This window comes from Rhodospirillum centenum SW (genome assembly GCF_000016185.1).
GTDB classification, from domain to species: Bacteria; Pseudomonadota; Alphaproteobacteria; order Azospirillales; family Azospirillaceae; genus Rhodocista; species Rhodocista centena.
The window spans coordinates 239,746-262,903 of the sequence record NC_011420.2; the positions used below are offsets into that span (position 1 = coordinate 239,746).

23 protein-coding genes are annotated in these 23,158 nt (G+C 71.0%); 13 read left to right on the forward strand and 10 right to left on the reverse strand.

Annotation, left to right across the window (positions count from 1 at the left end):
* Nucleotides 1-12 precede the first annotated feature (12 nt).
* The 5 genes from RC1_RS01150 (at nt 13) to RC1_RS01170 (ending at nt 6,343) form a co-directional block, all read left to right on the forward strand.
* Nucleotides 13-1,599: an ABC transporter ATP-binding protein gene (locus RC1_RS01150; RefSeq protein WP_012565489.1), complete on the forward strand. Its 1,587-nt coding sequence runs from the start codon at nt 13-15 to the stop codon at nt 1,597-1,599.
* Nucleotides 1,596-2,717: an ABC transporter permease gene (locus tag RC1_RS01155; RefSeq protein WP_012565490.1), complete on the forward strand. Its 1,122-nt coding sequence runs from the start codon at nt 1,596-1,598 to the stop codon at nt 2,715-2,717. The genes RC1_RS01150 and RC1_RS01155 overlap by 4 nt, the downstream gene beginning before the upstream one ends.
* 1 nt (nt 2,718) lies before the next feature.
* Complete coding sequence (locus RC1_RS01160) at nt 2,719-3,687, forward strand: ABC transporter permease (protein ID WP_012565491.1); 969 nt, start codon at nt 2,719-2,721, stop codon at nt 3,685-3,687.
* A gap of 143 nt (nt 3,688-3,830) precedes the next feature.
* Nucleotides 3,831-5,816: a bifunctional 2',3'-cyclic-nucleotide 2'-phosphodiesterase/3'-nucleotidase gene (locus tag RC1_RS01165; protein WP_012565492.1), complete on the forward strand. Its 1,986-nt coding sequence runs from the start codon at nt 3,831-3,833 to the stop codon at nt 5,814-5,816.
* The gene (locus RC1_RS01170) at nt 5,813-6,343 is read left to right on the forward strand and encodes a nucleoside 2-deoxyribosyltransferase (protein ID WP_012565493.1); all 531 of its coding nucleotides are present in this window, start codon (nt 5,813-5,815) and stop codon (nt 6,341-6,343) included. The genes RC1_RS01165 and RC1_RS01170 overlap by 4 nt, the downstream gene beginning before the upstream one ends.
* A 122-nt stretch (nt 6,344-6,465) precedes the next feature.
* On the opposite strand, the gene RC1_RS01175 is transcribed toward RC1_RS01170, so the two are convergent.
* On the reverse strand, nt 6,466-6,645 hold the full coding sequence (locus RC1_RS01175; RefSeq protein ID WP_148213350.1) for a hypothetical protein: 180 nt from the start codon (nt 6,643-6,645) through the stop codon (nt 6,466-6,468).
* A 358-nt stretch (nt 6,646-7,003) separates the two neighbouring features.
* On the opposite strand from RC1_RS01175, the gene RC1_RS01180 reads away from it, so the two are divergent.
* On the forward strand, nt 7,004-7,603 hold the full coding sequence (locus RC1_RS01180; protein WP_012565495.1) for a DedA family protein: 600 nt from the start codon (nt 7,004-7,006) through the stop codon (nt 7,601-7,603).
* 39 nt (nt 7,604-7,642) lie between these two features.
* On the opposite strand, the gene RC1_RS21065 is transcribed toward RC1_RS01180, so the two are convergent.
* From RC1_RS21065 to RC1_RS01210, 6 genes are all read right to left on the reverse strand, one after another.
* A complete protein-coding gene (locus tag RC1_RS21065) occupies nt 7,643-8,482 on the reverse strand; it encodes a universal stress protein (RefSeq protein WP_012565496.1) in 840 nt (279 codons plus the stop codon).
* A gap of 69 nt (nt 8,483-8,551) precedes the next feature.
* Nucleotides 8,552-9,148: a GNAT family N-acetyltransferase gene (locus RC1_RS01190; RefSeq protein ID WP_049766617.1), complete on the reverse strand. Its 597-nt coding sequence runs from the start codon at nt 9,146-9,148 to the stop codon at nt 8,552-8,554.
* A gap of 76 nt (nt 9,149-9,224) precedes the next feature.
* Nucleotides 9,225-9,710, reverse strand: coding sequence for a PaaI family thioesterase (locus RC1_RS01195; protein ID WP_012565498.1), 486 nt, complete (start codon nt 9,708-9,710; stop codon nt 9,225-9,227).
* A complete protein-coding gene (locus tag RC1_RS01200) occupies nt 9,710-10,195 on the reverse strand; it encodes a MaoC family dehydratase (protein ID WP_012565499.1) in 486 nt (161 codons plus the stop codon). Before RC1_RS01200 ends, RC1_RS01195 begins: the two co-directional genes overlap by 1 nt.
* Before the next feature lie 146 nt (nt 10,196-10,341).
* Nucleotides 10,342-11,112 (reverse strand): anti-sigma factor family protein, encoded by a 771-nt coding sequence (locus RC1_RS01205; RefSeq protein WP_012565500.1) that lies wholly within the window; start codon nt 11,110-11,112, stop codon nt 10,342-10,344.
* Complete coding sequence (locus RC1_RS01210) at nt 11,109-11,627, reverse strand: sigma-70 family RNA polymerase sigma factor (protein ID WP_012565501.1); 519 nt, start codon at nt 11,625-11,627, stop codon at nt 11,109-11,111. The genes RC1_RS01205 and RC1_RS01210 overlap by 4 nt, the downstream gene beginning before the upstream one ends.
* Nucleotides 11,628-11,790: 163 nt before the next feature.
* Here RC1_RS01210 and RC1_RS01215 point away from each other — a divergent pair, with 163 nt between their 5' ends.
* The 3 genes from RC1_RS01215 (at nt 11,791) to glpD (ending at nt 14,709) form a co-directional block, all read left to right on the forward strand.
* A complete protein-coding gene (locus RC1_RS01215; RefSeq protein WP_012565502.1) occupies nt 11,791-12,570 on the forward strand; it encodes a TrmH family RNA methyltransferase in 780 nt (259 codons plus the stop codon).
* A gap of 143 nt (nt 12,571-12,713) precedes the next feature.
* On the forward strand, nt 12,714-13,055 hold the full coding sequence (locus RC1_RS01220; protein WP_012565503.1) for a hypothetical protein: 342 nt from the start codon (nt 12,714-12,716) through the stop codon (nt 13,053-13,055).
* Between the two features lie 103 nt (nt 13,056-13,158).
* Nucleotides 13,159-14,709, forward strand: a complete 1,551-nt coding sequence (gene glpD / locus RC1_RS01225) for a glycerol-3-phosphate dehydrogenase (RefSeq protein WP_012565504.1) — start codon at nt 13,159-13,161, stop codon at nt 14,707-14,709.
* Here the strand turns inward: glpD and RC1_RS01230 are convergent.
* Entirely contained in the window at nt 14,681-16,216 is a 1,536-nt protein-coding gene (locus RC1_RS01230) for a S10 family peptidase (RefSeq protein ID WP_012565505.1), read from the reverse strand. The two genes, glpD and RC1_RS01230, sit on opposite strands and share 29 nt — an antisense overlap.
* A 202-nt stretch (nt 16,217-16,418) precedes the next feature.
* Here RC1_RS01230 and RC1_RS01235 point away from each other — a divergent pair, with 202 nt between their 5' ends.
* Nucleotides 16,419-17,438, forward strand: coding sequence for an Ldh family oxidoreductase (locus RC1_RS01235; RefSeq protein ID WP_012565506.1), 1,020 nt, complete (start codon nt 16,419-16,421; stop codon nt 17,436-17,438).
* Between the two features lie 70 nt (nt 17,439-17,508).
* On the forward strand, nt 17,509-19,005 hold the full coding sequence (glpK, locus tag RC1_RS01240) for a glycerol kinase GlpK (protein ID WP_012565507.1): 1,497 nt from the start codon (nt 17,509-17,511) through the stop codon (nt 19,003-19,005).
* Nucleotides 19,006-19,029: 24 nt separating this feature from the next.
* Here glpK and RC1_RS01245 read toward each other — a convergent pair whose 3' ends face one another.
* Nucleotides 19,030-19,554: a glycine cleavage system transcriptional repressor gene (locus RC1_RS01245; protein ID WP_012565508.1), complete on the reverse strand. Its 525-nt coding sequence runs from the start codon at nt 19,552-19,554 to the stop codon at nt 19,030-19,032.
* A gap of 211 nt (nt 19,555-19,765) precedes the next feature.
* On the opposite strand from RC1_RS01245, the gene RC1_RS01250 reads away from it, so the two are divergent.
* The gene (locus RC1_RS01250; RefSeq protein WP_012565509.1) at nt 19,766-20,878 is read left to right on the forward strand and encodes an S-(hydroxymethyl)glutathione dehydrogenase/class III alcohol dehydrogenase; all 1,113 of its coding nucleotides are present in this window, start codon (nt 19,766-19,768) and stop codon (nt 20,876-20,878) included.
* A gap of 55 nt (nt 20,879-20,933) precedes the next feature.
* Nucleotides 20,934-21,785: an S-formylglutathione hydrolase gene (fghA, locus tag RC1_RS01255; RefSeq protein WP_041785754.1), complete on the forward strand. Its 852-nt coding sequence runs from the start codon at nt 20,934-20,936 to the stop codon at nt 21,783-21,785.
* Here fghA and RC1_RS19770 read toward each other — a convergent pair.
* Nucleotides 21,733-23,001, reverse strand: a complete 1,269-nt coding sequence (locus RC1_RS19770; RefSeq protein ID WP_012565510.1) for a sensor histidine kinase — start codon at nt 22,999-23,001, stop codon at nt 21,733-21,735. The two genes, fghA and RC1_RS19770, sit on opposite strands and share 53 nt — an antisense overlap.
* Nucleotides 23,002-23,158 lie beyond the last annotated feature (157 nt).

The following is a 23,158-nucleotide window of genomic DNA, read 5'->3' on the forward strand; positions in this document are numbered from 1 at the left end:
CCCGCGCGCTCCGTGACCCGTCCAGCCCCCACTCCGGACGCCACCCGTTCCGACTCCGTCCCCTTCGCCGTCGAACTCCTGGGCATCGACAAGCGGTTCGGTCCCGTCCACGCCAACCGGGACGTGACCATCCGCTTCGCCCCGGGCAGCATCCACGGGCTGGTGGGCGAGAACGGCGCCGGCAAATCGACGCTGATGAGCATCCTGTACGGCTTCTATCAGGCCGACGGGGGCGAGATCCGCGTCGGCGGGAAACCGGCCCGCATCGCCACCCCGCAGGACGCTATCCGGCTGGGCATCGGCATGGTCCACCAGCACTTCATGCTGGTGGAGACCTTCACCGTGCTGGAGAACCTGCTGCTGGGCGCCGAGGGCGGCGCCCGACTGGGTCCGGCGCGCGAGCGCACCCGCGTCGAGGTGGAGGAGCTGGAAAGCAGCTTCGGCCTGGAGGTGCCGCTCGACGCACGGGTGTCGGACCTGCCGGTCGGGGTGCAGCAGCGGGTGGAGATCCTGAAGGCCCTGCACCGCGGTGCGGAGGTGCTGATCCTGGACGAGCCGACGGCCGTCCTCTCCCCGCCGGAGGTTGCGCAGCTCTTCCGCATCCTGGAACGCCTGCGCGAGCAGGGCCGGACGGTCGTGCTGATCACCCACAAGCTGAAGGAGATCATGGCCGTCACCGACCGGGTGACGGTGCTCCGCCAGGGTCAGGTGGTCGCCGAATTCGCCACGGCCGGGACGGACGAGCAGCAACTGGCGGACGCCATGGTCGGGCGCCGGGCCTCGCTGTCGCTGGAGAAGGCGCCAGCGGCGCCCGGGGCGCCGGTGCTGGAGGTGCGCGACCTCAGCGTCGTGGACGCCCTCGGGGTCGAGCGGCTGAAATCCGTGGGCTTCGATCTGCGCGCGGGTGAGATCGTCGGCATCGCCGGCGTGGCCGGGAACGGCCAGTCGGAGCTGCTGCACGCGCTGGCGGGCATGACCGCGCCGTCCAAGGGCAGCATCCGCCTGAAGGGAACGGAGATCGCCGGGCTCACGCCGGGCGAGGTGCGGCGCAGGGGCGTCGCCCATGTCCCCGAGGACCGGCTGCGGCTTGCCCTGGTGAAGCCCTTTCCGGCCTACCAGAACGCCATCCTGGGCTATCAGGACGATGCCGGGCTGGGACGCGGTCCCTGGCTGGACTGGCGTCGGGCGCTGGAGCGCACCGCCGCCCTGATGGAACGGTTCGATGTGCGGCCACGCCAGCCGGGGCTGCGCTCCTCCCTCTTCTCCGGCGGCAACCAGCAGAAGCTGGTGATGGCACGGGAGATCACCCGCGACCCGGACGTGCTGCTGGTCGGCCAGCCCACCCGCGGCGTGGACATCGGCGCGATCGCCTTCATCCACCGGCAGCTCGTGGACCTGCGCGACCGCGGCAAGGCGATCCTGCTGGTCTCCGCGGAACTGGACGAGATCATGGCCCTGAGCGACCGCATCCTGGTGATGTGCGACGGCCGCATCGTCGGCGGACTGGCGCCGTCGGAGGCGAGCGACGGCCGCATCGGCCGCATGATGGCCGGCATCGCCGATCCCCTCCCCGCTTCCGGCGCGGGAGCGACGGCATGAGCGCGGGCATGACCGCGGCCGACGGGCTGCCGCGCTGGGTCTCCCTGGCGCTGCTGCCGGCCATCAACATCACCGTCGCGCTGCTGGTGTCGGCGCTGGTCATCCTCGCCATCGGGGAGGACCCGGCGGGGGCGCTGTGGACGATGCTGGTCGGCGCCTTCGGCAGCGGCACCGGCCTCGGCTACACGCTCTACTACGCGACCAGCCTGATCTTCACCGGCCTGTCCGTCGGCGTCGCCTTCCATGCCGGCCTGTTCAACATCGGCAGCGAGGGGCAGGCCTATATCGGCGGGCTGGGCGTCGGGCTGGTCTGCCTCACGCTGGGGGGCTGGCCCTGGTGGGCGGCGCTGCCGCTGACGGTGCTGGCCGCCATGGCCTTCGGGGGCGCCTGGGCCTTCATCCCGGGCTATCTCCAGGCCTACCGCGGCAGCCATGTCGTCATCACGACGATCATGTTCAATTTCCTGGCCAGCGCCCTGATGGTCTACCTGCTGGTCAACGTGCTGATCCGGCCGGGCCAGATGTCGCCGGAGAGCCGGGAGATCGACCCGTCGCTGTTCCTGCCGACGTTGCACGACATGCTGGGCGCCCTGGGGCTGGAGATCGACGTCACGCCCCTGAACCTGAGCTTCTTCCTGGCGCTGGCGGCCTGCCTGCTGGTCTGGCTGTTCATCTGGCACACCCGCCAGGGCTTCGCCCTGCGCACGGTCGGCGCCAACGAGCAGGCGGCGCACTATGCCGGCATCGACCCGCGCCGGACCGTGATCGTCGCCATGCTGATCTCCGGTGCGCTCGCGGGGTTGCTGGGGATCAACGAGATCCAGGGCGTGCAGCACCGGCTGATGCTGAACTTCCCGGCCGGCATGGGCTTCACCGGCATCGCCGTGGCCCTGATGGGCCGGGCCCATCCGGCCGGCATCATCCCCGCCGCCATCCTGTTCGGCGCGCTCTACCAGGGCGGAGCGGAACTGGCCTTCGAGTACCAGTCGATCAGCCCCGAGCTGGTGGTGGTCATCCAGGGCGTGGTGATCCTGTTCGCCGGGGCGCTGGAGCACCTGTTCCGGCCGGCGCTGGTCCGGCTGTTCGCCCGCCGGGGCGACCGCGCGGCGGAGGCGTGAGATGGATTCGGTCTGGCTCCTGTCCCTGCTGGACAGCACGGTGCGCCTTGCCGCCCCGCTGATCCTGGCCGCCATGGCCGGCTATTTCTCGGAGCGGGCCGGCGTCGTCGATCTGGCGCTGGAAGGCAAGATGCTGGCCGGGGCCTTCGCCGCGGCCGCCGCCGCCGCGGCCACCGGGTCGGCCTGGCTGGGGCTGGGGGCGGCCATCGCCGCATCCGTCCTGCTGGCGCTGCTGCACGGCTTCGCCTGCATCTCCCAGAAGGGGGAGCAGGTGGTATCCGGCGTCGCCATCAACACCATCGCGCTGGGACTGACCACGGTGCTGGCCTCGGCCTGGTTCGGCCTGGGTGGCCGCACGCCGTCGCTGGAGGCCGGCGCCCGCTTCCAGGAAATCACCCTGCCGCTGGCGGAGACGCTGCGGCCCGTGCCGCTGCTGGGCCCTGTCTATGCCGAGCTGGTGAGCGGGCACACGCTGCTGGCCTACGTCGCCTTCGCGGCCGTGGCGCTGGCGGCCTGGGTCTCCGCCCAGACGCGGTTCGGCCTGCGCCTGCGGGCGGTGGGCGAGAACCCGGCCGCGGTGGACACGGCCGGGATCTCCGTCACCGGGCTGCGCTATCAGGCCGTGGCGATCGCCGGCGTGCTCTGCGGCATCGCCGGCGCCTATCTGTCCACCGCCCAGGGCGCGGCCTTCCAGGAGAACATGACCGCCGGCAAGGGCTTCCTGGCCCTGGCGGCGCTGATCCTGGGCAAGTGGCGCCCGGTCCCGGCCATGGCCGCCTGCCTGCTGTTCGCCGCCGCCGACGCCGTGCAGACGCGGTTGCAGGGTGTGCCGCTGCCGGGCGTCGGGCAGGTGCCGGTGCAACTGATCGAGGCGCTGCCCTATCTGCTGACGGTGCTGCTGCTGGCGGGCTTCGTCGGCCGCGCCATCCCGCCGAAGGCGCTGGGCACCCCCTACGTCAAGGACCGCTGAGCGGACGGAGCGCAGGTCGTGGGGGACCGCTGGCCGTTTTGCGCCGGCCCTGCCATGCCCATGCGCTTTAACCCGTCACCGGCCCTGGGGTATATGGTCGCCTCCTCATCCGTTCGGGCTGTATCTTCAGGGAGCCATCGTCCGTGATCCGTGCCCTTGGCCGCCGCCGGCCCTTCGCCGGCCTCGCCCTTCTCGCCGCGCTGGTCCTCGTCCCGCTGCTGCCCGCCCGGGCAGAGGACCGGATCGAGTTGCAGGTCCTGACCACGACCGACCTGCACATGGCGCTGATGGACTACGACTACTATGCGGACCGCCAGGACCCGTCGATCGGGCTGGTCCGGGTCGCCTCTCTGATCCGCGCGGCGCGGGCCGCCAACCCGAACACGCTGCTGCTGGACAACGGCGACCTGATCCAGGGGACGCCGCTGGGCGACTGGGTGGTACGGGAGCGCGGCATCGGCCCCGGCCGGCCGCACCCGGCCATGGTGGCGCTGAACCATCTCGGCTACGACGCGGCCGTGCTGGGCAACCACGAGTTCAATTTCGGCCTGGACGTGCTGAAGCAGACCTATGCCGCAGCGGCCTTCCCGGTGCTGGCCGGCAATGTCTTCGTCGTGGACGGTGACGACGATCCCGCCAACGACAGGCCGCTCTATCCCGGCTACACGATCCTGGAGCGGCAGCTCCGCGATACGGCCGGCGCGATGCACACCGTCCGGATCGGCGTCATCGGCGTGCTGACGCCGCAGATCATGGTCTGGGACCGCGACAAGCTGGACGGCAAGGTCACGACCCGGGACATCGTGGACACCGCCCGCCGGCTGGTGCCGGAGGTCCGGGCCGCCGGGGCCGACATCGTGATCGCGCTGTCCCATGCCGGGCTGTCCGGCGCACCGCGCGTCGGCGGGGAGGAGCAGGCCTCCGCCTACCTGACGGAGATCCCCGGCATCGACGCCGTCGTCACCGGCCATTCGCACGGCGTCTTTCCCGGACCGGACTATGCCGGCCTGCCCGGCGCCGATCTGACGAAGGGCACGGTGAACGGCGTGCCCCTGGTCATGGCCGGCTACAGCGGCAACCAGCTCGGCGTGATCGAGCTGACGCTGGAACAGCGCGACGGCCGCTGGACCGTGGCGGACGGGCGCGGCTCCACCCGCCCGTTGACGGAGCGGCGCGACGGCCGCAACGTCCCCGCCGCCGAGCCCGACGCCGGACTGGCCGCGCTTCTGGCGACCGACCACCAGGGCACGCTGGCCTATGTCCGACGCGCCGTCGGCCGCACCAGCGGCCCGATCCACAGCTACTGCGCCTTCGTCGGCGACACGCCGGGCCTGGAGCTGATCTCCGAGGCGGAACGCTTCTACATGGAGCGGGCCCTGCGCGGCACGCCCCATGCCGGCCTGCCGATCCTGGCCGCCGCGGCGGTGTTCAAGTCGGGCGGGCGCTTCGGCCCCGACTTCTACGCCGACATCCCGGCCGGGGAGATCGCCATCCGCAACATCGCGGACATCTATCCCTATCCGAACATGCTGGTCGCCGTGAAGGTGACCGGCGCCCAGGTGCGCGAGTGGCTGGAGATGTCGGCCCGCGTCTTCAACCGGATCGACCCGGCCGACGCGAAGCCGCAGATGCTCCTGGACCGGCGCGTGCCGGGCTACAATTTCGACGTCATCGACGGCGTGACCTATGCCGTGGACCTGACCCAGCCGCCGCGGTACGACCGTGACGGCAAGCTGGCGGCACCCGACGCGCACCGTATCCGCGACCTGTCCTTCCAGGGGAAGCCGATCGACGAGGCGCAGGAGTTCATCGTCGTCACCAACAACTACCGCGCCAACGGCGGCGGCAGCTTCCCCGGCCTGGACGGCAGCACCGTCGTCTTCCAGGCGCCGGAGACGGCCCAGGAGGCGATCCTGGACTACATCCGCACCCAGGGCGTGGTCGAACCGCGCACCGATTCGACCTTCCGCTTCCAGCCGGTGACGGCTCCGGTCACGGTGCTCTACGACAGTTCGCCCCGGACCCGGCAGCATCTGGCGGAGTGCCCGACCCTGACCTATCACGGCCCCGGCGAGAACGGCTTCGACCTGTTCCGGGTCGATCTCTCGGGCAAGGGGACCCGGCCGTGAGCGCCGCCCCCCGCGTCTACCTTGCCGGGCCGGATGTCTTCCTGCCCGACCCCATGGCAGCGGCGGAAACGATGCGCGCGGCCTGCGCCGCCGCCGGGCTTGAAGGGGTGTTTCCGCTGGACGCCGCCCTGGTCCGGATGCACGAGGAACCGCTGACGGCCTTCGCCGCCCGTATCCGGGCGGCCAATCTGGACCTGATCCGGGGCTGTGCGGGGGTGATCGCCAACGTCTCCCCGTTCCGGGGGCCGTCGGCCGACGACGGTACGGCCTATGAGATGGGCTTCGCCACCGCGCTGGGGCTGCCGGTCTTCACCTGGTCGTCGGACACGCGCAGTCTGCTGGCGCGCACCCGCGACCTGATCGACCTGTTCGCCCATGGCGCCGACTGGCGCGATGCCGAGGGCATGCTGGTGGAGGAGTTCGGCCTGCCGGTCAACCTGATGCTGGTCGATCCGGCGACCGGACCGGTGCATCCGCATTTCGAGGCGGCCGTCGCCACCGCGGCCGCCCGCCTGCTGACGGACTGACAGAGCGGGTCACGGCCAGGCCGGGGACCGGCAGGCCCGGACCCCGGACATGGCAAGGGCGCCCGGCGGTTTCCCGCGGGCGCCCCGTTCCCCTTGCCGGCACTGACCCTGCCGCGGCTGTTTCAGGCCGCGTTCTGCGTGGTCGGTCCCAGGCGGCGGAACCGCTCGGGATCGTTCACGACCTCCAGGGCCAACGACAGCCGGTCGCTGGACCGGCCGTCCACCAGGAATTCGACATGCGGCGGATGGCCGGGACGTGAATGGACGGCATGGACGAGCAGGCGGCGCCTCGGCAGCTTCACTTCCTCCATCCACTCGCCCGGTTTAGGCGGCTCGGGCGCACGCCTCGACAAGACCATGGTGATGACTCCCCAGATGCAGGCCGGAATCTCCGCAGGCGGCCGGCCAACCGCGCGGGCGTACGGGGGTACGACCAGGAAAGCTGTAAGATAGTGCAATCCCCGGCCGGTTGGGTATAGCGACCTTCAACGGTTGTCGTCGGCAACGATCGATGGCGGGGGGGTGCCTCATTTTTGCTACGGTGCCTGCCCGCCGGACCGACGGGGGCAGCGGAACATCCCCCGCCGCACTACATTGTTGCGGATCAGGAGGTGCCGGTGCGCTCAGCTCCGGTGCCGCCAAGGCTGTCCGAAGGACCCCATGTTCGACTGGATTCTCGACGTCATCACATCCGCCGGCTATCTGGGTCTCGTGGCCCTGATGTTCCTGGAGAATCTGTTTCCGCCGATTCCGTCCGAACTGATCATGCCGCTGGCCGGGTTCCTGGCGGCGCGGGGAGAGATGGACCCGGTCCTGGTCGTGCTGACCGGCACGCTGGGGTCCGTCCTGGGGGCGCTGCCCTGGTACTGGGTCGGCCGCCGCTTCGGCCGAGACCGGCTGGACCGCCTTGTCGAACGGCACGGCGTCTGGCTGACGATGGAGCCGTGCGACGTGGCCCGGGCGCATGACTGGTTCCGGCGCAGAGGCTGGCGCGCCGTTCTGTTCGGCCGGCTGGTGCCGGCCGTCCGTACCCTGATCTCCGTCCCCGCGGGGCTGGCACGGATGCGTCTGCTGCCCTTCCTCGCGTTGACGACGGCCGGGTCGCTGGCCTGGGTCACGGTCCTGACCGGGGCCGGCTATCTGCTCCAGGACCAGTACCAGCGGGTAGAAGCCGTGGTGAACCCGGTCTCCACCGCCGTGGTCGCCGGCATCCTGCTGCTCTATGTCTGGCGCGTCGGCACACGGCTGGCGCGCGGCTGACGCCGGGCGCCGAGGCCAGTGTCAGTGTCAGTGTCAGTGTCAGTGTGCCATCAGCACGGGCAGGGGCGCATTGCGCAACACATGCCGCGTGGCGCCCCCCAGGGCCCATTCGCGCAGCCAGGAGCGGCCATAGGCCCCCATCACCAGGAGATCGGCCCCGCCCGCCGCGGCATGGCGCAGGATACCAGCCCCGGCCTCGGCCTCCGGCACCTCCAGCGGGACAGCCTCCACGGGCGCGCAGCCCGGCCCGGCATGGCGGGCGAGATGCACGGCGATGTCAACCGGTGGGCGCCGGGTGATGCTGGGATACCGCTCCTTGGAGCGGCCCAGCAGTACCGTGATCCGCTCCGCCAGGGCGATGAAGGGCAGGGCCGCCTGCACGGCCCGGGCGGATTCGCGGGAGCCGTTCCAGGCCACAAGCACATGCCGTCCGACAACGGGAAAGGCGCCCTGCCGCGGGACGACCAGCACCGGCCGGCCACAGGTCCCCAGGGCCGCCTCCGGCACGTCCACGCCCAGCTCCTCCGTGCCGGGGTCGGTCTGCCCGATCACCACCAGGTCATGGTAGCGGCCGGCAAGGCCCAGCAGTTCGGCCGTGTCCCCCTCGCCCACCTGGAACCCGAACTCCACGCCCCCGCTGCCGGCCAGGGTCCGCAGCCGCTCCTCCGCGTCCGTGGCCAGCCGGGCCGCCTCCTGCACGCGCTGTTCCACGATCGCGGCGCTGGACGGATAGAGCAGCTTCAGCATGGCCAGGTCGCGCAGCGTCAGCAGGCCGGTCAGCCGGGCGCCGTGCCAAGCGGCAAGACGCAGGGCGACCTGCACGGACTCGCCGTCCACGGCATGCGGCCGCACATGCACCAGGATGTCTTTGAAGCCCATCGCATCCTCCCTCCGGCTGTTCGTCGCGCTACCCTCGGCTGCCGGACGGCGCGCGGGCGATGACCTGGGTCAAGCTGCGCCGAAGGAGCCCACCGGCGTGGACACCGGCGCAGGTCCGCGCCACATGGTCCACTGACAGGGGGCGCCCGGCAGCGGGCGGTCCTGCTTCACCAGCCGGAAGCCGTGCCGCTCGTAGAGCCGCAGGTTCGCCGGCGTGGAATTCTCCAGATAGGCCGGCAGCCCGTCCGCATCCACCCGGGCGAGCGTCGCCGCCAGGATGGCGGAGCCGAGCCCCCGCCCCTTGAGGGCGGGATCGACCGCCAGGAAATAGAGATACCAGTGCGGTGGCGCGGGGGGATGGTTCCTCTCCATCATGTCCCCGAGCGCGATCAGCCGCCGTGCCCGCGCGACCCCGCAGAAGCGAAGATAGCGGGGCACCATCATCAGCTTGCGCCAGAACGGATAGTGCCGGACAGCCATGTCGGGCGGCAGCCAGATCGCACAGGCGGAGGCATCACCCGCCATGAAGCTGGTGCCGAACGGCAGCACCTCCGCAAGCTGGTCATCGTAGAAGCCGTACAGCGCCTCCGCCCGGCCGGCCCCGTCCCGCACCCACCAGTCCATCACCGGATCGGTGGCGAAAGCCGCCGCCAGCAGGCGCGCCAAGGGAGCGCGGTCCTTCGGTCCGGCGACCCGGGGGCTGGCGGCGGCGGCCCGGGCTTCGTGCGGAACCGATACCATCTCAGGGACCGGACAGACGCCGGATGATGCCGGAGAAGCCGAACAGGGTGCGCTCGCCCGACGTCAGCAGGCCGCGCACGAAGACGAGGCTGCGCGAGGCGCGGGTCACCTCCCCCGTCGCCTCCACCAGCTCCCCCTCCTTTCCGGCCGCGATGAAGTCCCCGTGCAGGGACACCGTGACCGCCGGCCCGGTGCCGATCAGGGGATGGGCAATGGCGAACAGGGCGAAGTCGGCGAAGGTCATCAGGCACCCGCCATGGATCACGCCCAGACCGTTCAGGTGCTTGGGCTCGACCCGGAAGGCGCAGCGCACGACCTCGCCCTCCCGGCGGAAATAGAAGGGGCCGGTCAACGTCTCCCAGGGGTCGCGCCCGCTCCAGCTCCGCCAGCCCGCGAACGGCCCCTCGGTGACCAGCGGCAGGTCGGTATCCGCTCCGTCCTCCGATGCGCCGGAGAACGGGGTCGCGCAGGCCGCAGATCGGGCCATCAGGCGCCCCCGCCGGCTGCCATGTCCGCCGGCAGAGTCCGCGCGCGCACCATGCCCATGCCGACATGGCTCATCACCACCTCACCGTCCTGGTTCAGGGCCTCCAGCCGCTGGCGGACGATCCCGATGGAGGGCTTGCTCTGCGACCGCCGGACCTCCAGCGTCGTGACCCGGACGCGCAGCCGGTCCCCCGGCCGCACCGGCCTGTGCCAGCGCAGCTCGTCCAGGCCCGGGGAGCCGAGGCTGGTCTCCGGATGCAGGTACTCGTCCACCAGCATCCGCATCACCATGGCGGCGGTATGCCAGCCGCTGGCGACCAGCCCGCCGAAATGGGTGCGGGCCCCGGCCGCCTCGTCCAGGTGGAAGGGCTGGGGGTCATAGTCACGGGCGAAGGCGACGATCTCCTCCGCCGTCACCAGACGGTCGCCGAACTCGACCGTCTGGCCCGGTTCGATGTCTTCCAGATAGCGCGGCTGTGCGGGCACTCGTGGTCTCCCTGCAGGGACGCCCGCAGCATCGGGCGCTTGCATATGGTGACCGACCCGGCGCGAGGATGCCAGCACACGGCAGGCCGGCGCGTCCGGCCGATCGGCATCGCACCGCAGCGCGGTCACCCGCCCCGCCCCAGGAGCTACCGGGAGCTGCCGAAGGCGGCCGCGATCTGGGCGACCTGGGTCTCCGAGGTCCGGGCGACCAGCGCATAGGCGAAGTTCTTGCCGCGCCAGCAGCCGACGACATAGCCGTGGACCTCACTGAGTTCGAGCTGGTCGGGACCGGCCGATTCCTCCGGCACCATGGCGAGCGTGACCCGGCGGCCGGTCCGGTCCTCGTAGACCAGCATGCCGGACATGCCCTGGTCCCCGTCCTCCAGCGTCGCCCCCACGAGGCGGAGCCCGATCATGTGCAACTCGGGAAGCTTCACCGGCTCGCCCATACGGGCGGAGAGCCAGCGCGACACCTCCTCCTGGCGGACACCGGCCGCCTCGATCACCTTTGCATCAGCACCGCCCAGCGCCTCATGGACGGCCAGGGCATCCTGCGCATAGGCCGGCAGGACCAGCGCGGGCATGCGGTCGGACAGTTCCGCCGCGATCCAGCCCGCCCCGAACAGCAACAGCCCCACCGCGGCCCGCAGCGCCCGCTCGCGCGGGCGGGAGCGCTGCCAGCGCGCCAGCAGATGCCGCATCACCGGCAGCGCCGCGGCCTCCCGTCCGTCCGCCTCCCCTTCCGCCTGGGACATGCGCAGCAGCAGCATCTGCTCGGCATAGGCCCGCATCCGCTCGCGCGTTGCGGGGTTCGCCTCGATAAAGGCCCGGACGGCGGCTTCCCGCCGGGGTTCGAGCTGCCCGTCGAGGTAAGCGTGCAGGTCGAACTCGTCGATCTCGTCGATCTGGTCGGTCATGACTTGCCCCCCACAAGGCGCAGCCGGGGCCGCACCCCCTCATCCATAAGCCGCCGCAGGGCCTCCCGCCCGCGGGCGAGACGGGACATCAGCGTACCGACCGGAATGCCCAGCCGGCGCGCCGCGTCCTCGTACTTCATGTCCTCCAGGGCGACCAGCACGATGGCCTCCCGCTGCGCCGCCGGCAGCCGGTCCAGCGCGGACAGGACACGCTTCACCTCCAGCCGGCGGGGCTGTTCGGGATCGGCGGACGTCTCCGGCACCTCCCCCTGCTGCGCCCGGGCCCGCACCTGCTGCTTGCGCAGGAGACTGACATGGCAGGTGTAGAGGATGCGGAACAGCCAGGCGCGCAGATCCGTGCCGGGCTGCCACTGGTCCGCGCAGGACAGCGCCTTGGCGAGGCAGTCCTGCACCAGATCTTCCGCCTCCGTCCGGCTCCGGGTCAGGACCAGCGCATAGCGCCTGAGGGCTGCGATCTGTTCGGCGAGCTGGTCCTCGAACGGGTTGCTGGGCATCTCAGCGGCCGGCCTCCGGAAGGAATGATGGATCACGAACGCACGGGCGCCGGCTTTAATCCCCGGGAGGGGCGGGGCCAGGGGCACGGGCGCGATTTCCGCTCGCCTTCCGCCGCCGCTCCCGGCAGGGTGCCGGAAATCCGTGCCCGCCTGGAAGCGAAAGATGCGCCGCGACCGCTACCGCCTGATCGAGAGTCCGCAGAACCCCGGCTTCAAGCTCTGGGACTCGCTGCTGGACCGGCGGGGTCTGCGCCGGCACGGCCGCTTCCTGCTGGCCGGACGCAAGACGGTGCCGGAGGCGCTCATGCGCCACCCGGATCGGTTCGGGACCGTGCTGGCGGCCGATCCGGGCCAGATCGACGCGCTGCCGCTGCCGCCGGGGATCGAGGCGCTGCTGCTGGCGCCCGCCCTGTTCGAGCGGCTGGACGTCACCGGCACCGGCTTTCCGCTGTTGGTCGGGAGCGTGCCGGCGATGCCGGCGATCGACCTGTCCGCCCCGCCTGTGGGGCTGGAACTGGTCTGCGCCCTGGGCGACCCGGCGAACCTGGGGGCCCTGATGCGCAGCGCCGCCGCCTTCGGGGTCCGGACCCTGATCCTGCTGGAGGAGGCGGCGCACCCCTTCCACCCGAAATGCCTGCGCGCCGCGGCGAACGCGCAGTTCGAGCTGTCCCTGCGGACGGGACCGGGCTGGCGGGGGCTGGCGGGGATCGCGGGGCCGGTCTTCGGGCTGGACGGGGGCGGACACGACCTGACGGATTTCGACTGGCCGGCGGATGTGCGGCTGGTGCTGGGCGAAGAGGGACAAGGACTGCCGCCGGACCTGCCGGTCGAACGGCTGGCCGTTCCGACAACGGGGGCGGTGGAATCGCTCAATGCCATGGTGGCCGCCAGCATCGCGCTCTACAGCCACCATGCATCCCGGCGCCATCGTCCTGACGCATGACTGAGACATGCGAACCTTCCTCTCATCCTACCCCGATCTATACTGGTAGTCTTCGCTGATTTCCCCGCGCGGGGTCTTGCCGGAGCCGTTGCCTCCCACGTCGCCGCTGGTCCATCGTGCCGGCGGACCAGGAGGACGTGAGCATGGCAACCCAGGAGACGCCCCTGCGGGAGGCGGCCGCCGCCCTGCGCGGCGATTCCGACCCGGCGCCCGGCGCAGAGGCGCCGCTGGTGGAGCGGCTGACCCGTGAGCTGATGCTGGCGCGGGCACGGATCGACGAGTTGCAGAGGCGCCTGGAGACGGTGCAGGAACAGCGGCTTGAGGAGGCGCGCGAGCTGGGCGAGGTGCGCCGCCACCGGGAAGGACTGCTGTTCAAGGTCGATTACCTGGAAGAGAAGCTGGACATCGCCAAGCGCGCCGTCCGCCCGCGCCGCCGCTCCCTGTGGCAGCGCCTGACCGGCAGCGGCAGTTCCGCCCCGGACTGACGATCACCGTCGTGCCCACCCTCCCGGCGGCTTGTGCCCGGCCGGCGCGCCCCGCACACTTCCCCCGGGGCCTGTCGGTCCCCGGAACGGACGGAGGCGGCGGATGGACGGTCCGGTGGACCTGCTGGTGGTGGGCGGCGGCATCAACGGCACCGGCATTGCCCGCGACGCGGCCGGCTGCGGCCTGTCGGTCGTGCTGTGCGAACAGGATGATCTGGCCGCCGCGACCTCCTCGGCCAGTTCGAAGCTGATCCATGGCGGCCTGCGCTACCTGGAGCACCGGGAGTTCCGGCTGGTGCGGGAATCCCTGGCGGAGCGGGAGGTGCTGCTGCACTCGGCCCCGCACATCATCCGGCCCCTGCGCTTCGTGCTGCCGCACCATGACGGGCTGCGCCCGGCCTGGATGCTGCGGGCGGGACTGTTCCTCTACGACCATCTGGGCTGGCGGCCGGGCGTCCGCTCGCACCTGCCGCCGACGCGGACGCTGCACCTGCGCACCGATCCGGCCGGCGTGCCGCTGCGGCCCGCCTTCCGGCTGGGATTCGCCTATTCCGACTGCTGGGTCGAGGATTCGCGGCTGGTGGTGCTGACCGCCCTGGACGCGGCCGAGCGCGGCGCCCGCATCCTGACCCGGACCCGCCTTGCCGCCGCCCGCCGGGCCGGCGATGTCTGGGAGGCAGAGCTTGAGGATGCCGGAACCGGCCGGCGGACGCCGCTGCGGGCCCGTGCCCTGGTGAACGCCGCCGGCCCCTGGGTCGCGTCCGTGCAGGCGCTGCTGGGTTGGCCGGCCGGGCGCCGGGTGCGGCTGGTCAAGGGCAGCCACATCGTCGTGCCCCGCCTCTACGAGGGGGAGCAGGCCTATACCCTTCAGAACGCCGACGGCCGCATCGTCTTCGTCATTCCCTACGAGGGGGCGTTCAGCCTGATCGGCACGACCGACGTGCCGGTCACCGGCGATCCCGGGACGGTAACCGCGTCGGCGGAGGAGACCGCCTATCTCTGCGGCGTCGTCGCGGACTACTTCGAGCGGCCGCCGACACCGGCGGACGTGGTCTGGAGCTTCGCCGGGGTGCGCCCGCTGCATGATGACGGCAGCGCCGATGCGTCGGCGGTGACCCGAGACTATGCGCTGGACCTCGACGGGCCGGCAGACGGGCAGGAGGACGGGCCGCCGCTGCTGACCGTTCATGGCGGCAAGCTGACCACCTTCCGTCGGCTGGCAGAGGATGCGCTGGTGAAGCTGATGCCCCGGCTGGGTCGGCAGGCTGCCCCCTGGACGGAGGGTGCGACGCTGCCGGGCGGCGACATTCCGGACGGTGACGTCGACCGCTTCGAGGCGGAAACCGCGCGCCGCTATCCGTTTCTGCCGCCGGCAATGCGGCACCGGCTCTGCCGCGCCTACGGCACCCGGATCGCGCGGGTGCTGGGCGATGCCCGCTCGCTGGCTGCGCTGGGACGGGATTTCGGCGGCGTGACGGAGGCGGAACTGGACCACCTCCGCCGCGAGGAATGGGCCAGGACCGGCGAGGATGTGCTGTGGCGCCGGTCCCGGCTGGGGCTGCACCTGGACGCCGACGCCATGGCGGGCGTCGGCGCCTGGTTCGCGGGGGAACGCGCCCCCGCCCCTATTCCTGCTTCAGCCCGGCCTGGATGAACTTCCGCACATCGTCGACCAGCTTATCCAGCGCCGGCTTGTTCACGTACATCATGTGACCGCCCTGGTAGTAGGTGAAGGTCACCCGCTCGGTCGGGACGCCGTTGTTGTTGAGCGTGTTCTCCTTGGCGAAGAAGGGCGTCGCCAGATCGTAGTAGCCGCTGGCGGACAGGGTGCGCAGATCCTTGTTCTCGCGCATGGCCTGACCGATCCAGGGCGTGACGTCGATGTAGCCGTTGCGGCTGGAATTCTCGCCCACCGACCAGTTCCACCTGTTCCACATGGAGCCGAGGACCTTGTACTCCCGGTCCATGTCGATCCCGAGATCACGCTCCATGTAGTCGTTGATCGCTACCGTGTAGGCACCGGCCACGCCGTAATAGGACGGATCGTTGTCGAAGGTCTCCCCGGCGTCGTCGAAATCGTCGCCGGTGTAGCGACCGTCGAAGCGGCCGATGGTCTTGCCCTGGTCGCGCAGCAGTTCCTTCTGGAAGCGGGCGGCGCTGACACGCAGGTTGGCGCGGTCGATGAAGGTCTCCGAAAGGCCGGTGAAACGGGCCAGCTCCTTGACGATGGCGGCGCGTTCGGCCGGTGTCAGCCGGTTGCCCTTCAGCAGGGCCGGGGCGTAGCGGTCCAGCGCGAAGCGCCGCGCCTCCTCGATGAACGCTTCGAAGTTGCCCTTGTTCGGCACCTTGCCGTGATACCACGCATTGGCGGCGTAGGACGGCAGGAAGGTCCAGTAGGCCTCGTCATTGCCGCGGCCGAAATCCAGCGTGGCGAAATCCACCGCGCCGGAGATCAGCAGGAGACCGTTCAGCGACACCCATGAATCGCCCTTGCTCAGTTCCTTCGCCACGGCGGCCGTGCGGACGGCGCCATAGCTCTCCCCGCCCAGGAACTTGGGCGAGTTCCAGCGCTTGTTGTCGCTCAGCCACTGGCGGATGAACTTGGCGACGGAGCGCGCATCCTCGGAGACGCCGAGGAAGTCCTTCTCCTCCCCCTTGCCGACGACGCGGCTGTAGCCGGTGCCCACCGGGTCGATGAAGACCAGATCGGTGACGTCCAGGATGGTCTGGGCGTTGTCCACGATGGGATAGGGCGGCGCGCCGGCGTTGCCGCCATCGCTGGGCACGTCGATCCGGCGCGGGCCGAAGACACCCATGTGCAGCCACAGGCTGGCCGAGCCGGGACCGCCGTTGAACAGGAACGTCACCGGCCGGCGGGTGGGGTCCTTCACCCCCTGGCGCAGATAGGCGATGGAGAACATGTCGGCCACCGGCTCGCCCTTGTCGTTCTTCAGGCGGGTCTCATGGGCCACGACGGCGTAGTCGATCTTCGTGCCGGCGAAGGTGCCGCTGCGCTCGACCTTCCAGGTCCGGGGTTCCGGAAGATCGGTCGCCTTCTCCGCCTCCTTGCCGGCCGGGGGTTTCGCGTCCTGGGACAGGGCAGGCGACGCGACCGCGAGCGCCAGCAGGAAGGCCGAAAGCAAGGCACCGACACGCATCATTCTTTCCTTCGATAGGTAAAGGACTTGCCGACAATAATGGCTAGGGTCCAACAGACAAGAGAATCCTGCGCTGGATGCGGCTTGAGGATGGAACCGCGCTGTGCGCTTTACCGCCGCATCCGGCCGACGCACAATCGTCGGCCCTGTCGTCCGACGCGGCGGCCCCCGTCGCCCGTACTCTGCCCCCGAGATGAAAGCGCCCATGATGAGCGGTCCGATCCGCATGACCCTGCAGGAGGCCGAAGGCCTTGCCATGGACGCCCTGGTCGCCTGCCGGACCAGCCCGGACACTGCGCGCGCCACCGCCCGCGCCCTGGTCCAGGCCGAGGCGGACGGGCAGAAGGGGCACGGCCTGTCGCGCGTGCCCTGCTATGCCGCCCAGAGCCGCAACGGCAAGGTCGATGGCTTTGCCAGACCCAGCGTGCGGAAGCTGGCACCGTCCGTGCTGCGGGTGGACGCGGCGCACGGCTTCGCCTACCCCGCCCTGGATCTGGCCGTGGCGGAGATCGCGCCGCTGGCCCGCAGCCAGGGCATCGCGCTGGCCACCATCCATCGTTCCCATCATTTCGGGCAGGCCGGCGCCGTGGTGGAGCGGCTGGCGGACCGGGGTCTGGTCGGGCTGCTGCTGGGCAACGCGCCCAAGGCCATGGCCTTCTGGGGCGGGCGCCAGCCGATGATCGGCACCAACCCCGTCGCCATCGCCGCCCCGGTGCCGGAGGGGCCGCCGCTCGTGATCGACATGGCCCTGTCGCAGGTGGCGCGCGGCAAGGTGATGGCGGCGCAGCAGGTGGGCGAACCCATCCCGGAGGGCTGGGCGCTGGACCCGGACGGCAATCCCACGACGGATGCAGCGGCGGCGCTGAAGGGGTCCATGCTGCCCATCGGCGGGGCGAAGGGGGCGGCGCTCGCCCTGATGGTGGAGGTGCTGTCGGCGGCGCTCACCTCCAGCCATTTCGGCTGGGAGGCGTCGAGCCTGCTGGACGATGTCGGCCCGCCGCCCGATCTGGGCCAGACTCTGGTGGCGATCGACCCGGCCCCGTCGTCGGAGGGCGGCTTCCTCTCCCGCATGGGCGACCTGATCGCCGCCTTCGCGCGGGAGCCGGGGGTGCGGCCGCCGGGCAGTCGGCGGCTGGAGAACCGCGCCCGCGCCGCCCGGGAGGGGATCACCCTGCCGCCGACCCTGCATGCGGAGATCCTCTCCCTGCTGGAAGCGGCGGCCTGATCAGGGCCACGGCACATGTCAGGGATTTGCCGGGCCGCAGCGCCCGGCCGGCATTCGGGGAGGCAACGCGATGGGTGAGAGGCCTTGCATCCTGGCGATCGACCAGGGCACCACCAGCAGCCGTGCCATCGTCTTCGATGCCGCGGCCTCGGTGCTGGCGGTGGCGCAGACGGAGTTCCCGCAGCACTATCCGGCTGACGGCTGGGTCGAGCACGATCCGGAGGACATCTGGCGCTCGACGCTTGAGGTGTCCCGTCAGGCCCTTCAGGCGGCGGAGGCGAAGGGGGCGCGGGTCGTCGCCATCGGCGTGACCAACCAGCGCGAGACGACGCTGATCTGGGACCGGCGGACCGGCCGGCCGATCCACAACGCCATCGTCTGGCAGGACCGCCGCACCGCCGCCGACTGCGCCGCCCTGGCGGCGGACGGGAACGAGACGATGGTGCAGGCCCGCAGCGGCCTGCTGCTGGACCCCTATTTCTCCGCCACCAAGGCGGCGTGGCTGCTGGACCATGTCTCCGGCGCCCGGATGCGGGCCGAGAACGGGCATCTGGCCTTCGGCACGGTGGACAGCTTCCTGCTCTGGCGGCTGACCGGCGGCCGCGTGCATGCCACCGACGCGACCAACGCCAGCCGCACCAACCTGTTCAACATCCATACACAGGACTGGGACCCCGAGCTGCTGCGCCTGTTCCGGGTGCCCGCCGCCCTGCTGCCCGAGGTGAAGGACAGCGCCGACAGCTTCGGCCAGACGGACCCGGCCCTGTTCGGCCGCCCGCTTCCGGTCCTGGGGCTGGTCGGCGATCAGCAGGGCGCCACCATCGGCCAGTGCTGCTTCGAGCCCGGCACGATCAAGAGCACCTACGGCACCGGCTGCTTCGTCGTGGTCAACACGGGCGCGACGCCCGTGCCGAGCCGGCACCGGCTGCTGACGACCATCGCCTACCGCATCGACGGCCGCACCGACTATGCGCTGGAGGGCTCCATCTTCATCGCCGGGGCGGCGGTGCAGTGGCTGCGCGACGGGCTGGGGATCGTCCGCACGGCGGCGGAGACGGAGGCGCTGGCCGCCGGCCTGCCGGACAATGGCGGCGTCTACATGGTGCCGGCCTTCACCGGCCTGGGCGCGCCGCACTGGGACGCCGCGGCCCGCGGCACCCTGACCGGCCTGACCCGCGCCAGCGGCCGCGCCCATCTCGCCCGCGCCGCGCTTGAGGCGTCCTGCTACCAGACCTGCGACCTGCTGGCGGCGATGCGCGAGGACGGGGCCACGCCCGCGGCGCTGCGGGTGGACGGCGGCATGGTCGCCAACGGCTGGATGGTGCAGTTCCTGGCCGACCTGCTGGACCTGCCGGTGGACCGCCCGGTGGTGATGGAGACGACGGCCCTGGGGGCCGCCTATCTGGCGGGCCGCAAGGCCGGCCTCTACGGCGACTTCGCCGAGTTCACCAGGGTCTGGCGGCGCGACCGGCGCTTCGACCCGGCGATGCCGACCTCCACCCGCACGGCCCTGCTGGCCGGCTGGCAGGATGCGGTGCGGCGGACCCGGAGCGGGGCGCCGGACTGACCCGGCGCACCCCGCGGGCGGCCGTCAGCGCAGCGCCTCGGACAGGTTGATGTCCACCATGATCTCGCCGGAGATGTGCTCCAGCGCGTCGGCGACCACCTCCAGCGGCAGGCTGGCCGGCACGAAGATCTGCACATCGGCGCGGAACAGCTTCTGGCCCGTCCAGGCCTCGTGCTCCAGCCCCGTCTCCAGGCTCTCGATGTTCACCCCCATTTCGGCCAGGACGGACGTCACTTCCCGCAGGATGCCCTGGCGGTCCTGCCCGACCAGGCTCACAGAGAAGCGGCTGCCCTCCGGCGGGTGGGGCTCCGGCGTCACCTCCACGAGGGTGACGGTCAGGTCGTCGGGCAGGCACCGCAGCGCCTGCTCCAGCGCCGGCAGTCCGCCGGCCGGCAGTTCCACCAGCACGGACCCGACATAGTGGCCGCCGAGCCGGGCCAACTGGCTGTCGCCCCAGTTGCCGCCCGTTTCCGCCACGACGTCCGCCAGCGCCTGGGTCAGACCGGGCCGGTCCCGGCCGATGACCGTCAGGATTGCCGAAACATGCATCCCCTGTCTCCTGCTTCACGTCGTGTCATCTATACCATGTCCGCCGGCCGCTTCACCGCCGTTCCGCCGCGACCGATGCGCGCCGCCGGTTCCGGGGTCGCATTCCGGTCCGCCTCTGCTAGGATGCGGCCCCGCCGCCCGAGCGCGGGACAACAGTGGCAACGCAATCCGGCCGCGGAACGGCCGGGACCGGAAACACCGGGGAGGGATCATGAAGACACGAGCCGCCGTCGCGGTCGCGGCCGGGAAGCCGCTGGAGATCATGGAGGTCGATCTGGCCGGCCCCAAGGTCGGGGAGGTGCTGGTCGAGGTGATGGCGACAGGCATCTGCCACACCGACGCCTATACCCTGTCGGGCCAGGATTCCGAAGGCGTCTTCCCCTCCATCCTGGGGCATGAGGGGGCCGGCATCGTCCGCGAGATCGGACCCGGCGTCACCTCCGTCGCCGTGGGCGACCATGTGATCCCGCTCTATACGCCCGAGTGCCGGCAGTGCAAGACCTGCCTGTCGCGCAAGTCCAACCTCTGCACCGCGATCCGCACGACGCAGGGCAAGGGGGTGATGCCCGACGGTACCAGCCGGTTCAGCCGGAACGGGGAGCCCCTGTTCCACTACATGGGCTGTTCCACCTTCTCCAACTTCACGGTGCTGCCGGAGATCGCGGTGGCGAAGATCCGGCCGGACGCGCCCTTCGACAAGGTCTGCTACATCGGCTGCGGCGTGACCACCGGCATCGGCGCCGTCATCTACACGGCCAAGGTGGAGCCGGGGGCCAGCGTCGCCGTCTTCGGCCTGGGCGGCATCGGACTGAACGTGATCCAGGGCGCCCGCATGGTCGGGGCCGACAGGATCATCGGGATCGACATCAACCCGGCCAAGCGGGCGATGGCCGAGGCGTTCGGCATGACCCACTTCGTCAACCCCGACGAGGTCGGCCGCGACAAGGTCGTGCAGGCGGTCATGGACCTGACCGGCGGCGGTGCCGACTACAGCTTCGACTGCACCGGCAACGTGCAGGTGATGCGGCAGGCGCTGGAGTGCTGTCACCGCGGCTGGGGCCAGTCCATCATCATCGGCGTCGCCCCGGCGGGGGCCGAGATCTCGACCAGGCCGTTCCAGCTCGTCACCGGACGCGTCTGGAAGGGCTCCGCCTTCGGCGGCGCGCGCGGCCGGACGGACGTGCCGAAGATCGTCGACTGGTACATGGAGGGGAAGATCAACATCGACGACCTGATCACCCACACCATGCCGCTGGAGAAGATCAACGACGGCTTCGAGCTGATGCACCACGGCGAGAGCATCCGCTCCGTCGTCGTCTACTGACGGCGGCACCCCCGGGGACCCGGCAACCAACAGGCAGGCCATGACCGGCGCGAGCATGACCGTAGAGACCATCAGCCGCCACCGCTGCTTCGGCGGCATCCAGGGCATCCACCGCCATGTCTCCGCCGAGACGGGGACGCCCATGCGCTTCTCCGTCTTCGTCCCGCCGCAGGCGGAGCACGGGCCCGTCCCCGTGCTCTGGTTCCTGTCCGGGCTGACCTGCACGGAGGAGAACTTCACCGTGAAGGCCGGGGCGCAGCGGGTGGCGGCGGAGCTGGGCCTGATGCTGGTCGCCCCCGACACCAGCCCGCGTGGCGACGGCGTGCCCGACGACCCGCAGGGGGCCTACGATTTCGGCCTGGGGGCGGGCTTCTATGTCGATGCCGTACAGGACCCCTGGGCACGGCACTACCGGATGTACAGCTACATCGCGCGGGAGCTGCCGCAGGTGCTGGCGTCCGCCTTCCCCGCCGACACGGGGCGCCAGGGGATCAGCGGCCATTCCATGGGCGGCCATGGCGCCCTGACCATCGCGCTGAAGAATCCGGGCCGTTTCCGCTCCGTCTCCGCCTTCGCGCCCATCGCCGCCCCCATGGCCTGCCCCTGGGGGGAGAAGGCGCTGGGCCGCTATCTCGGCCCCGACCGCCGGGACTGGCGCGCCTACGACGCCTGCGCCCTGATCGAGGACGGGCACCGGCTGGAGGCGCTGCTGGTGGACCAGGGCGGTGCCGACCAGTTCCTGGAGACGCAGCTCCGCCCCGACCTGCTGGAAGCGGCCTGCGCCGGCGCCGGCATCCCGCTGACCCTGCGGCGGCAGCCGGGCTACGACCACAGCTACTATTTCATCGCCAGCTTCATGGAGGACCATCTGCGCTGGCATGCGGCCCGTCTGACGGAGCGGGACTGACCGCGGCGGGCGCACCGACCGGTTCCGAGCGCGGGACCAGGACGGCGAAGGTCGAGCCGCGGCCGGGCGTCGAGCGGACCTCGATCCCGTGGTTCAGCACGCTGGCCATGCGCCGCACCACGCCCAGCCCCAGCCCGAAGCCGCGGCTGCTGCCGTCGCCCCCCTCCCCCAGGCGGGTGAAATCCTCGAAGACCGCCTTCAGCTTGTCGGCCGGAATGCCGATGCCGGTGTCCACGACGCAGAGGGCAAGCTGCCGTCCCCGGGGCCGGCAGCCCAGCAACACGCCGCCCGACGACGTGAAGCGCAGGGCGTTCAGCAGCAGGTTGCGCAGCAGCCGCTCCAGCAGGACCGGATCGCTGACCACCCACGCCGACGTGGGAACGACGCGGAGGCTGAGCCGCTTCGCCGCCGCTTCATCCCGCACCTGATCGGCGAGCGACGCCAGCAGCGGTCCCAGCGGGAAGGCCGAGACGTGCGGCTGGACCTGACCGGAATCGAGCACGGCCGCGTCGAGCAGGGCGTTCAGCAGGTTCTGCGTCGCCGCGACCGCCTGCTGGAGCTTGTCGACCGTGCCTTCGTGCTCCGTTCCCGCCAGCCGCTGCGTCAGCAGTTCGGTGAAGATGGAGACCGCCTGCACCGGCTGGCGCAGATCGTGGCTGGCATGCGCGAGGAACCGGCTCCGCTCGGCCTCGCGCTGACGCGCCTGCTCGACCAGGGTCGCGCTGTGGACGACGAGCTGGTCCCGTTCCTCCCCCTCCGGCGGCCTGGGAACGATCTCGTACTGGGATTCGACGACATGGCAGCCGGGACCGAAAGCCTTGCGGTGCAGAAGCATCCGGACGCCGAGTCGTTCGGCCAGATCGTAGAGGCAGAGATTGAGCGGACAGGCCAGGAACGGATTGTCCGAGAAGCGGTGCAGTTCGGCATAGGCCGGGGCGCCGTAGAGCTTCCGCCAGACATAGGTACTGCCCCGGTCGGCCGGCACGATCTCCACGCCCTCGGCGAAGCCGTTGGCGACGAACAGCCGGATCAGGACATCCAGATCCGAAACGGAGCCGGTTTCCTTGAAGCCCAGGCCCTTTCTGTTGAGGTATTCGATGAGTTCCCGGCCGACGTCGCGCATGACCTCTGCCTGCGCGAAACCGTCGAACCTCGCCATCGCCTTGCCGAACGCGACCAGCACCCCTTCATAGAGGGCCTGTCTGAAATCATCCATGGCGCGCCTGCCAGAAACCGACGCAGCCCGGCGTCGGATTGAACCGGACACCCTGAGGATACTGCCCCGCCCCGGAAAACGCCTGCGCAGCGGAGCGGGCCGCGGCAGACACCCTTTCCGGCAGTGAGCGGAAAAGGGAAAGGACCCGACATTCAAT